This window comes from Paraburkholderia sp. Ac-20340, from assembly GCF_017104965.1.
Taxonomy (GTDB): domain Bacteria; phylum Pseudomonadota; class Gammaproteobacteria; order Burkholderiales; family Burkholderiaceae; genus Paraburkholderia.
The window spans coordinates 470,218-483,153 of the sequence record NZ_JAAGPR010000002.1 but is presented as its reverse complement, the minus strand read 5'-3'; the positions used below and the strand labels follow the sequence as shown (position 1 = coordinate 483,153).

Annotated in this window: 4 protein-coding genes; 3 read left to right on the top strand and 1 reads right to left on the bottom strand. The window is 61.3% G+C overall.

Features of this window, described 5'->3' with window-relative positions:
- Positions 1–124: 124 nt before the first annotated feature.
- Both G3N59_RS05060 and G3N59_RS05055 read left to right on the top strand, forming a co-directional pair.
- Entirely contained in the window at positions 125–1,396 is a 1,272-nt protein-coding gene (locus G3N59_RS05060; RefSeq protein ID WP_205981448.1) for a glutamate-5-semialdehyde dehydrogenase, read from the top strand.
- A 76-nt stretch (positions 1,397–1,472) separates the two neighbouring features.
- Entirely contained in the window at positions 1,473–1,895 is a 423-nt protein-coding gene (locus G3N59_RS05055) for a CopD family protein (protein WP_205981447.1), read from the top strand.
- 68 nt (positions 1,896–1,963) lie between these two features.
- Here the strand turns inward: G3N59_RS05055 and G3N59_RS05050 are convergent, their stop codons facing one another.
- On the bottom strand, positions 1,964–2,416 hold the full coding sequence (locus G3N59_RS05050; RefSeq protein ID WP_205981446.1) for a nuclear transport factor 2 family protein: 453 nt from the start codon (positions 2,414–2,416) through the stop codon (positions 1,964–1,966).
- Between the two features lie 1,448 nt (positions 2,417–3,864).
- On the opposite strand from G3N59_RS05050, the gene G3N59_RS05045 reads away from it, so the two are divergent.
- The gene (locus G3N59_RS05045; protein ID WP_346777849.1) at positions 3,865–12,897 is read left to right on the top strand and encodes a YadA-like family protein; all 9,033 of its coding nucleotides are present in this window, start codon (positions 3,865–3,867) and stop codon (positions 12,895–12,897) included.
- Positions 12,898–12,936 lie beyond the last annotated feature (39 nt).

Below are 12,936 nucleotides of genomic sequence, written 5' to 3'. Positions count from 1 at the left end.
CGCGCCGCTGGCCTTAAAATCGACCTAATCTGAACCGAGCCGCCTCGCCGGGCTGGCAGCAGGATCGCCAGCCGCGCGTCGGGCACGCCGCATCGCATCACCGCATCGCATCACGATAGAGACCATGGATATCGACCAGTACATGACCGACCTCGGCCGCCGCGCCCGCAAGGCTTCGCGCGCGATGGCCCGGGCCTCGACGGCCGCGAAGAACGCTGCGCTCGAAGCGGTGGCGCAAGCCATCGAGCGCGAGACGCAGCAGCTCAAGGACGCCAACGCCCGCGACCTCGCGCGCGCGAAGGAGAAGGGCCACGACGCCGCGTTCATCGACCGTCTCACGCTTTCGGACAAGGCGCTTAAGACCATGGTGGAAGGTCTGCGCCAGGTCGCGGGGCTGGCCGATCCGATCGGTGAAATCAGCAACCTGAAGTTCCGCCCGAGCGGTATTCAGGTGGGCCAGATGCGCGTGCCGCTCGGCGTGATCGGCATCATCTACGAATCGCGCCCGAACGTGACGATCGACGCCGCGGCGCTGTGCCTGAAGTCGGGCAACGCCACGATTCTGCGCGGCGGCTCCGAGGCGCTCGAATGCAACACGGCGCTGGCGAAGCTGATCGGCGAAGGGCTGGCGGCGGCGGGTCTGCCGCAGGATGCGGTGCAGGTGGTCGAAACGGCCGACCGCGCAGCGGTGGGCAAGCTCATCACCATGACGGAATTCGTCGACGTGATCGTGCCGCGCGGCGGCAAGAGCCTGATCGAGCGTCTGATGGCCGAAGCGCGCGTGCCGATGATCAAGCACCTCGACGGCATCTGCCACGTCTACGTGGACGATCGCGCCGATATCGCCAAGGCGCTGACGGTGTGCGACAACGCCAAGACGCACCGCTACGGCACCTGCAACACGATGGAAACGCTGCTGGTTGCGCGCGGCATTGCGCACGAAGTGCTGCCGCCGCTTGGCCGCCTCTATCGCGATAAAGACGTGGAACTGCGCGTGGACCCCGCCGCACGTTCGATTCTCGCCGACGCCGGCGTGAGCCCGCTCGTCGACGCCACCGAAGAAGACTGGCGCACCGAATACCTCGCGCCCGTGCTGGCGGTGAAGATCGTCGACAGCCTCGACGCTGCGGTCGAGCACATCAACACCTACGGCTCGCACCACACGGATGCGATCGTGACCGAAGACCACGACCGCGCGATGCGCTTCCTGCGCGAAGTGGATTCGGCGAGCGTGATGGTGAACGCCTCGACGCGTTTCGCCGATGGCTTCGAGTTCGGTCTGGGCGCGGAAATCGGCATCTCGAACGACAAGCTGCACGCACGCGGCCCGGTTGGTCTGGAAGGACTGACCTCGCTGAAGTACGTGGTGCTCGGTCACGGCGAAGGCCGCGAATAAGCGTTCGCGGCTAACCTGGCCACAGCGGCGGCGAATCGCTCGCTGCCGCTGCGCTTAATCTTCCAAGAAGAAAAATATGTCGATGCTCTGGGTCAAGACGTTTCACATCGTACTGATCGCTTCGTGGTTCGCGGGCCTGTTCTACCTGCCGCGGATCTTCGTGAATCTGGCGATGGAAACCGAGCCTGCGGCAGTCAAGCGCCTGCTCATCATGGCGCGCAAGCTCTATCGCTTCATGACCATGATCGCCGTGCCCGCGCTGCTGTGCGGGCTGTGGTTGTGGCTCGTGGTGGGGATCGGGCGCGGACAGGGCTGGATTCACGCGAAAGTCGGCGTGGTGGTGCTGCTGATCGGTTATCACGCGTACTGCGGCCGCCTGCTGAAGACCTTCGAACGCGGCGAAAACCGCCGCTCGGACAAGTGGTATCGCATGTTCAACGAACTGCCGGTTCTGGGCATGCTGGCCGCCGTGGCGCTGGCGGTGATCAAGCCCTTTTAAGTTCTTTTAAGCCCTTCCAAGCTTTTCTGGCGGTTCGTTCCCGCCGCTTCCCGTTCTCTGCGGGCCGCTCAGATGCTGCCCGTTTCCTTCCTGCGCATGCGCGATGCCGCGACGCGCCAGCCATCCTCACGCTTCACGAACACATCGGTGAAGCGATATTCGATTGCCTTGTAGCCCAAAGCGGGCGTGTAGTGATTGATGCCGGTCGCGACCGCGACGTTGTCGAGCACCTGCACGCGCACGTCTTCCAGTTGCTGCGTGCCGCCCGACGGCATGGCCGTGGCCGCAAGCATGTCACGTTTGTCGCGGCGGATTTCGCCGGGAAATACTTCGAAGAACTTATCGTCAAGCAGATCGTTGAGCATTGAACGATCGCCTGCGGACGCGGCCTGCGTCCATTGATGCTCGAGCCATTCGACTTGCAGGGCATCGGAAATGGGGCCGTTGTCGACGGGTCTTGGCGTAGCGACGGCAAGTGAAGCCAGTGCGCCGATAGCGGCGAGGACGATGAAGCGTTTCATTGCGTTTCCTGGTTGATGAGAGCGGGTGAAAGTTCGCTCAGCCTGGGAAACGGATGGGGCGCGTACGGCGTGAAGCCGATTGTCCGGCAGTCAGTGCTTGGTGAAGTGGTTGCGACGCGGTGATGGCCCACACGGGCGGAGGCCCGATATCAGTGTTTCCCGACGTAAGAAGTCTATTTTCCTGACGCGAGATAAGGAATAAGACAAGTCTCAAATCTGCTGGCCCAACCGGGCGTTGCGGCCGCACAACAATTCACCACAGTACCGCAGCTGTGTTTGCCCGCCGGGCAGTCACGTCGCCCTCTGCTCTGTCGACGCCACTCATTGATGGAAATTAGGTATCCGATATTTATTGTCTAAATATTGCATTCGTCTTTCGTAGCGATTTATTTTGTAGGAATTTTTCTAATCACGTATAGGTGAATCGGATTTTTTATGTAGTTGAAAATAGTTTTCTACTCGGAAAATTCCTCGGTGGTGGTAATTAAATGGAAATAGATTAAATGATTCTTGGTTTTTATAATCAAATTAAGAATTTTGAGATTAATTTCTAGGGCGATATCCTTTTGCCGTGATTTCAACGCTCATCGGTTGATTTTTAAGCTCCATGCCATGCATTTTCCTTTAAGACTTCTCTTATGTTGTTTGGAAAACCACGCCCATAAAGTCGCGGGTGTCATCGCATATTGGCGGATTTAATTCTGTCGGAACTATCTGAGTTAATGGCAATTTAATTGATTTTTATAAATCGATCTTGATCGCCGAATTTGAAAGATAAATGGATTTTCTTTTTTAAGAGAATCTCCGCCAGATTGCCATGCGCTTGGTTGCGACAGTCGTGTGTTTCATGTCGGCGTCGCTCGGTTGGTTTTCCCAAATTAGTCTAGTCAGGGCAAGGTATGAACAAGACATACAAATCAGTCTGGAACGAATCCACGGGGACGTGGGTTGCTGCATCAGAGAACACCACGGGGCGCCGGAAGGGCGGGACTAAAACGGCAGTTATTGCGCTTGCTGCACTGGGCGCAGCGTCGCAAGCCCATGCCTATGTCGCAGGGTCTGGGGCATCGGCTGGATATGCCTCCCTGGATACAGCTGTTGGCGATGGCGCTGTCACAAATGGCGGCATCGTTACGGACTCCCACGGCACCAACTGGGGGGCGTCGGCGTTTGGGAATTCCGCACGGGCCACGGGAGCAGGCGCTACGGGAGTTGGCTATAAGGCGAATGCGGCCAACTGGGTTGACACCGCGCTTGGCGCCTACGCGTCGGCATATGGTACGAGTTCGACCGCGTTGGGCGCTGCGGCAACTGCAACCAGGGTTGGCAGTGTTGCGGTTGGCGTCTCGGCGCTTGCGAACAGTAGTTACGGCGTCGCAATCGGCAACTCGGCGAATGCCAGCGGTACTAGCGCCATTGCGCTTGGCGTTGGCTCGAAAGCAGTGCAGGTGAATTCGGTCGCGCTTGGCGGTAACGCGAATGCCTCCGTAACCAATTCGGTGGCCCTGGGCAACAACACGACCACGACGGCAGCAGTTGCTACGGCAAGCGGCGTGATCGGCGGCACGACGTACAACTACGCAGGCACGAACCCGACGGGTGTGGTGAGCGTAGGTTCGGCAGGCGTGACGCGCCAGATCCAGAACGTTGCGGCAGGCCAGGTTGCGGCCACCAGCACGGACGCGATCAACGGTTCGCAGCTTTTCGCGACGAACACGGCCGTGACGACCGTTGCGAACAACGTGACGAACGTTTCGAATACCGTGAACAACATCACGAACGGTTCGACGGGGATCAAGTACTTCCACGTGAACTCGACGCAGGCCGATTCGGTTGCATCGGGTTCTGGCGCGATGGCAATCGGCCAGATTTCGTCCGCGAGCGGCAACTACGCGACCGCAATGGGGTACCAGGCTCAGGCAGCGGGGCTCGAGGCCACGGCTATCGGCGTGCTGTCGGCAGCGGGCTCCTCGGCAGCGCAAGGCCTGGCACTGGGCGCACGCGCCACGGTGACGGGCGCGCAGGCGGTGGCGCTGGGTAGCTCATCGACGGCGACGGGTAGCCAGGCCGTGGCTCTGGGCAGCACGTCCAAATCGACGGGCTCAGGCTCGGTTGCGATTGGCAATAGCGCATTCGCGGGTGCGGATTACACGACGGCCATCGGCAATTTCGCATCGGCTAGCGGCGACCGTGGTGTGGCGATGGGCGCGAGCGCGAATGCGAGCGGCAGCTATTCGACGGCGCTGGGCACGTCTGCCGCGGCTTCGGGCGTGAACTCGACGGCAATCGGTACGTCGGCGAACGCGTCCGTGGCGAACTCGGTTGCGCTGGGCAACAACACGACCACGACGGCAGCGGTTGCTACGGCAAGCGGTGTGATCGGCGGCACGACGTACAACTACGCCGGCACGAACCCGACGGGCGTGGTGAGCGTGGGTTCGGCAGGCGTGACGCGCCAGATCCAGAACGTTGCGGCAGGCCAGGTCTCGGCTGCAAGCACGGACGCGATCAACGGTTCGCAGCTGTACGCGACGAACACGGCCGTGACGACCGTTGCGAACAACGTGACGAACGTTTCGAACAACGTGACGAACCTCTCGAACACCGTGAACAACATCACGAACAACGGTGCCGGGATCAAGTACTTCCACGTGAACTCGACGCAGGCGGATTCGGCTGCAGTTGGCCAGAACAGCGTGGCGATCGGTGGTGCAGCGACTTCGTTTGGCGGCAGCGGCATTGCGCTGGGTTCGGCAGCGACTTCGGTCGGTGTGGCAGCAGTGGCAATGGGCGTGAACGCGAAGGCTGTGGGTGCTTCTGCGGTCTCGATCGGCAATAGCTCTTACGCTGGCACGGACTACACGACGGCCATCGGCAATGCAGCATCGGCAGTGGGCGACCGCAGCGTTGCAATGGGCGCGAGTGCGAACGCAGGCGGCAGCTACTCGACGGCACTGGGTACGCTGGCCAACGCAGCGGGCGACCGCAGCGTTGCGCTGGGTACGGGTGCGAACGCATCGGTGGCGAACTCGGTTGCGCTGGGTAACGGCTCGACCACGACGGCAGCGGTTGCTACGGCAAGCGGTGTGATCGGCGGCACGACGTACAACTACGCCGGCACGAACCCGACGGGCGTCGTGAGCGTGGGTTCGGCAGGCGCAACGCGTCAGATCCAGAACGTCGCGGCAGGCCAGGTCTCGGCTGCAAGCACGGACGCGGTGAACGGTTCGCAGCTTTTCGCGACGAACCAGAAGGTTACGCAGAACACCGGCGATATCTCGAACATCTACAGCCAGATGTCGACGATCGGCGGCTCGGTCAATTCGGTGGCATATGACTCGTCGGCACACAACTCGGTAACGCTGGGTGGTGTGGGCACGTCGCACGCGCCGGTCTCGCTCACGAACGTGGCAAACGGCGCCGTAAACGCAGCAAGCGTCGATGCAGTTAACGGCGCGCAGTTGTATGCAGCGGGCTATCGCACCGATCCGTCCGGCAATGCAGTCAATGCTTTTGTCACGTACGACGACACGTCGATGAACAAGGTGACCTTGGGTGGCGCGTCGCATACGCCGGTCGTGGTCTCGAACGTCGCTAACGGCGTGGCACCGACCGATGCGGTCAACGTACAGCAGATGACCAACGCCGTGGCGACGGGAAATCCGTATATCGGTGGCGTTGGCGCAAACGCCGCAAGTACGCCCGCGCAGGCGACTGGGGTGAATTCAATTGCACTGGGTCTGGGCTCGGTTGCGGACCAAAGCCGTACCGTTTCGGTGGGTAACAGCGCAACCAATCTGCAACGCCGCATTACTAACGTGGCAAGCGGCCGGGACGCGACCGATGCGGTGAACCTTGGTCAGGTAAACGATCTGATGGGTAACGTAACGTCGGATACGCAGGCCGCGCTCAAGCAGTCCAACAGTCAGATGCTGGCGGCTATCCAGCAGGTCAATAATCAACTCCAGTCGGTCAGCCAGACTGTCGGTTCAACGACCGGCAATAGTTTGTACTTCCAGGCCGACGGCAGTGGTGACCCTGACGGTACTGATGGCGCATATGTTCGATCCGGCACGTACAGCGTGGCAGTTGGTGCGCGAGCTACGGCGACCGGCGATACCGCTGTCGCGCTTGGTGCGCAGACGCTCGCAACTGTGTCTGGTACTACTGCCCTCGGCAACGGCGCCACGGCGACTGGACAAAGTGCGATCGCGATCGGCGATGCGTTTTCATCGGGTCCCAATGCGATTGCGCTGGGAGCTGGCACGGTTGCAACGGGCAACCAGAGCATTGCGTTGGGCAACAACACGAAGGCGCAAGGCCTGAACGCGATGGCCTTCGGCTATACCGCGATGGCAAACGCTCCGGAATCGATCTCCTTTGGCACGCTCTCGCAGGTAAGTGCTGCGTCGCCCAACTCGATCGCGATTGGCCGCTCGTCCAAGGTGACCGCCAATGCCAAGGACTCGGTTGCACTGGGTTCGAGTTCGGTTGCTGACCGTATGAACTCGATCTCGGTAGGTTCGACCGTCCAGCAGCGTCAGATTACTTATCTAGCAGCAGGTACGGCCTCGACCGACGCGGTGAATGTCAGTCAATTGACGGACGCAGTGTCGGCGTTTGGCGCGAGTGCATCGGTCGGTGCGGACGGTTCAATCGTGAAGCCGAGCTACGTCGTTGGTGACACGACGTATAACAACGTGGGTGATGCGCTCGTTGCAATCCAGAAAGCCGGCGATTCTGATGCTGTGAGCTACGACAGTTCGGCGAAGGCCAGTGTGACGCTGGGTGGTGTGGGTTCGAGCAAGCCGGTCGCCCTGCACAACGTGGCAAACGGCGCAAAGTCGAATGACGCGGTGAACGTGGCGCAGCTCCAGGCGATGGGCGGCTCGTTCGACAGCTCGGGCAACGTGACGAATGCGTTTGTTGTGTACGACGATACGTCGAAGGGCTCGGTGACGCTGGGTGGTGTGGGTTCGAGCGTAGCGGTCGCACTGCATAACGTGGCGAACGGCGCAACGTCGAATGACGCGGTGAACGTGGCGCAGCTCCAGGCAATGGGCGGCTCGTTCGACAGTTCGGGCAACGTGACGAATGCGTTTGTTGCGTACGACGACACGTCGAAGGGTTCGGTGACGCTGGGTGGTGTGGGTTCTAGCGTAGCGGTCGCACTGCATAACGTGGCAAACGGCGCAACGTCGAATGACGCGGTGAATGTGGCGCAGCTCCAGGCAATGGGCGGCTCGTTCGACAGCTCGGGCAACGTGACGAATGCGTTTGTTGCGTACGACGATACGTCGAAGGGTTCGGTGACGCTGGGTGGTGTGGGTTCGAGCGTCGCAGTTGCACTGCATAACGTGGCAAACGGCGCGACGTCGAGTGACGCGGTGAACGTGGCGCAGCTCCAGGCAATGGGTGGCTCGTTCGACAGCTCGGGTAACGTGACGAATGCGTTTGTTGCGTACGACGATACGTCGAAGGGCTCGGTGACGCTGGGTGGTGTGGGTTCGAGCGTCGCAGTTGCACTGCATAACGTGGCAAACGGCGCGACGTCGAATGACGCGGTGAACGTGGCGCAGCTCCAGGCAATGGGCGGCTCGTTCGACAGCTCGGGCAACGTGACGAATGCTTTTGTTGCGTACGACGACACGTCGAAGGGTTCGGTGACGCTGGGCGGTGCGGGTTCGAGCGTCGCAGTTGCACTGCATAACGTGGCAAACGGCGCAACGTCGAATGACGCGGTGAATGTGGCACAGCTCCAGGCAATGGGCGGCTCGTTTGACAGCTCGGGTAACGTGACGAATGCGTTTGTTGCGTACGACGACACGTCGAAGGGCTCGGTGACGCTGGGTGGCGTGGATTCGAGCGTAGCGGTTGCACTGCATAACGTGGCAAACGGCGCGACGTCGAATGACGCGGTGAACGTGGCGCAGCTCCAGGCGATGGGTGGCTCGTTCGACAGCTCGGGTAACGTGACGAATGCGTTTGTTGCGTACGACGATACGTCGAAGGGCTCGGTGACGCTGGGTGGTGTGGGTTCGAGCGTCGCAGTTGCACTGCATAACGTGGCAAACGGCGCGACGTCGAATGACGCGGTGAACGTGGCGCAGCTCCAGGCAATGGGCGGCTCGTTCGACAGCTCGGGCAACGTGACGAATGCTTTTGTTGCGTACGACGACACGTCGAAGGGTTCGGTGACGCTGGGCGGTGCGGGTTCGAGCGTCGCAGTTGCACTGCATAACGTGGCAAACGGCGCAACGTCGAATGACGCGGTGAATGTGGCACAGCTCCAGGCAATGGGCGGCTCGTTTGACAGCTCGGGTAACGTGACGAATGCGTTTGTTGCGTACGACGACACGTCGAAGGGCTCGGTGACGCTGGGTGGCGTGGATTCGAGCGTAGCGGTTGCACTGCATAACGTGGCAAACGGCGCAACGTCGAATGACGCGGTGAATGTGGCGCAGCTCCAGGCAATGGGCGGCTCGTTCGACAGCTCGGGCAACGTGACGAACGCGTTTGTTGCGTACGACGACACGTCGAAGGGTTCGGTGACGCTGGGTGGTGTGGGTTCGAGCGTAGCGGTCGCACTGCATAACGTCGCGAGCGGCGCGGTGAATGCATCGAGCGCTGATGCAATTAACGGCGCGCAGCTTTATGCAGCAGGGTTCAGAACGGATTCGTCGGGCAATGCGGCTAACGCATTTGTCGCGTATGACGACACGTCGATGAACAAGGTGACGCTGGGTGGCGTGGGTGCATCGCATACGCCGGTCGTGTTGTCGAACGTCGCAAATGGTGTGGCATCGACCGATGCGGTCAACGTGCAGCAGATGACCAACGCCGTGGTGACCGGAAATCCGTACATTGGTGGTGTTGGCGCTGGTCCTTCGAGTACGCCCGCGCAGGCAACGGGTCTGAACTCGATTGCGCTGGGTCTGGGTTCGGTTGCGGATCAAAGTCGTACAGTCTCGGTGGGTAACAGTGCAGAAGGTTTGCAGCGTCGGATTACCAACGTGGCGAACGCCAAGGACGATGGCGACGCAGTGAACCTCGGTCAGGTGAACGATCTGCTGGGGGTGGTCACCACTGACACGCAGGCTGCGCTCAAGCAGTCAAACAGTCAGATGCTGGCAGCTATCCAGAAGGTCGACAGCCAGCTCCAGGCGGTGGGGGCAACGGCCGACAATAGTCTGTATTTCCAGGCCGATGGTAGTGGTGACCCGGATGGTACGGATGGTGCGTATGTTCGAACGGGCACGTACAGCGTGGCCGTCGGCGCACGGGCAACGGCATCCGGCGATACGGCTGTTGCTATTGGCGCGCAGTCCCTCGCAACGGTGTCGGGTACTACGGCAATCGGCAATGGTGCGACGGCAACGGGCCAAGGCTCGCTCGCGCTTGGCGATGCGTTCGCATCGAGTACTAATGGCGTCGCACTGGGTAACGGCACTGTTGCAACGGGCAACCAGGGCGTCGCAGTGGGTAGCAACACAAAGGCGTACGGCCTGAACTCGATCGCCTTCGGCAACACCGCAATTGCAAATGGGCCGGATTCGATGGCCTTTGGCACGCTTGCGCAGGTGAGTGCTGCGTCGCCCAACTCGATCGCGATCGGTCGCGCGTCCAACGTGCTGGCCAATGCCAAGGACTCTGTTGCGCTGGGTTCGAGTTCGATTGCTGATCGCATGAATTCGATCTCGGTAGGTTCGACAGTCCAGCAGCGTCAGATCATTTACGTCGCGGCAGGTACGGCCTCGACCGATGCGGTGAACGTCAGCCAACTGGCGAGCGCAGTGTCGGCGTTTGGTGGCAGCGCGTCGGTTGGTGCGGACGGCTCGATTGTGAGCCCGACGTATAAGGTCGGCAGCAAGACCTTTAGCAACGTGGGCGAAGCAATTGCCGCACTGAATGACAACGGCGGTGGCGGCGGCACGGGCACTGATCCGCTGGCGGTCCACTACACCGATAACTCGAAGTCGACGGTGTCGCTCGGTGAGGGCTCGGCTACGCCGGTGTTGTTGACGAATCTCGCAGCAGGCAGCGTAAATGCAGCGAGCGTCGACGCAGTGAATGGTGCACAGCTCTACAACCTGGCAAACTCGGCGGCTAACGCGATTGGTGGCGGCTCGACGGTCAACGGCGACGGTTCGATCTCTGCACCGACGTACAACATCGGCGGCAAGACGTATAGCAACGCTGGCGACACGTTCACGGCGCTCTATGGCGACATCACCAATATCAGCGGTCTGGCTGACGCGGTGCAGTACGACTCGTCGGCGCATGACTCGGTGACGCTGGGCGGTGCAGATTCCACCACGCCGGTGGCGCTGCATAACGTGGCCAACGGTGCGCTGAGTGAAGCGAGTTCCGATGCGGTGAATGGCGCGCAACTCTATGCGGCGGGTCTGCGAACCGATACCGATGGCAATGTGACGAACGCGTTCGTGACCTACGACGATACGTCGATGGCCTCGGTGACGCTGGGCGGCACGGGCCACGATCCGGTCAAGCTGACGAACGTTGCGGCGGGCGATGTGAACCCGTCGAGCGTCGACGCGGTGAACGGTGCGCAGCTCTACAACCTCGCGAGCTCGGCGGCTGGCGCGATTGGCGGCGGCTCGACGGTCAACGGCGACGGTTCGATCTCTGCACCGACGTACAACATCGGCGGCAAGACGTATAGCAACGCTGGCGACACGTTCACGGCGCTCTATGGCGACATCACCAACATCAGCGGTCTGGCTGACGCAGTGCAGTACGACTCGTCGGCGCATGACAAGATCTCGCTGGGTGGTGTCGGTACCAGCAAGCTTGTGACGCTGACCAATGTTGCTCCGGGTAAGGTCGGTGCCAGCAGCGTTGATGCAGTGAACGGCGGTCAGCTCTTTGGCCTGGCGGATAGCACGGCCAAGGCGCTGGGCGGTAGCACGTCGGTCACCAGCAATGGCGCAATTTCGGCGCCGAGCTATGTGCTGGGCGGTGGAACCTACTCGAACGTTGGCGCTGCGCTCGACGCAGTCATGGATGCGGCGAAGACTGGCAGTGTAGACGGCGTGTCGTACGACTCGTCGGCGCATGATTCGGTGACGCTGGGTGGTTATGGCAAGTCCCACGCGCCAGTCACGCTCACCAACGTGGCAGCCGGCGCGCAGGATCTGGACGCAGTCAACGTTGCGCAGTTGAAGGCGGCTGGCTTGAACATCGGCACGTCGGGCAATGTGCTGAACGCATTCGTTTCGTACGACGACGCGTCGAAGACGTCGATCACGCTCGGTGGCGTGGGCTCGAAGACGCCGGTGGCGCTGCATAACGTCGCCAACGGCGTTACGCAGAACGATGCGGTCAACGTCGCACAGCTCCAGGCGATGGGTGCGCTCATCGGCTCATCGGGCAACGTGACCAACGCGTTCGTGGCATACGATGACTCGACTAAGAGTTCGGTGACGTTCGGTGGCGTGGGTCATGCTCCGGTCAAGCTGCAGAACGTTGCTGCTGGCATCCTCTCGTCGAGCAGCACTGACGCAGTCAATGGCACGCAGCTGTATAACGTGGCTTCGTCGACGATCAGCGCACTTGGCGGTGGTTCGACGGTTGGCGCAGATGGCAAGATCTCGGCACCGACGTACAAAATCGGTGCCAGCACCTTCAACAACGTGGGTGGTGCGATCTCCAACATCGACGCTCGCGTAACGAGCATCACGACCCAGATCTCGGGTGCAGTGGCCAATGCAGTCCAGTACGACTCGTCAGCCCATGACAAGCTCACGCTGGGCGGCACGACCGCCACGACGGCGGTAGCGTTGACCAACGTGGCAAACGGCGTCCTCAGCGCTTCGAGCCTCGATGCCGTCAACGGCTCGCAGTTGTACGCGACCAACGTGACTGTCGAGAACCTGAACCAGGCGATCCAGAACATTAGCACCACCGGTTCGCAGTACATCGCAACCAACACCTCGAATGGCGCAGCTTCGGCCACGGGTGCGAACTCGGTTGCGGTGGGCGGTGGCGCGGTTGCCTCGGGTACGAGTTCGACGGCTATGGGCGATGCGGCGAAGGCCACGGGCAACAACTCGGTCGCGCTGGGTGCCAACTCGGTTGCTGACCAGGACAACACCGTGTCCGTTGGCTCGGAAGGCAACGAGCGTCGTATCACCAACGTCGCCAACGGTGTCAATGCAACCGACGCGGCGAACGTGGGTCAGCTCCAGAGCGGCTTGAATGCGGTTCAGAGCAGCGTGAACTCGGTGGCGCGCAACGCCTACGGCGGCATTGCGGCAGCAACCGCGTTGACGATGATCCCGGACGTCGATCAGGGCAAGAACATCGCGGTGGGCGTGGGTACGGCCAACTTCCAGGGCTACCAGGCAGTCGCACTCGGCGCATCGGCTCGCATCACCCAGAACATCAAGGTGAAGGTGGGCGGTGGTTACGCGTCGGGTGGCGGTGCTACGGTCGGCGGCGGTATGTCGTACCAGTGGTAAGCGTCTGATGGCAACCGGTAGCGGCGCAGGGCGGCCGCT

What these genes read in the sequence shown, in the direction of transcription:
- G3N59_RS05060 (WP_205981448.1), top strand. Translation starts at nt 125, where the DNA reads ATGGATATCGACCAGTACATGACCGACCTCGGCCGCCGCGCCCGCAAG.
- G3N59_RS05055 (WP_205981447.1), top strand. Translation starts at nt 1,473, where the DNA reads ATGTCGATGCTCTGGGTCAAGACGTTTCACATCGTACTGATCGCTTCG.
- G3N59_RS05050 (WP_205981446.1), bottom strand. Translation starts at nt 2,416, where the DNA reads ATGAAACGCTTCATCGTCCTCGCCGCTATCGGCGCACTGGCTTCACTT.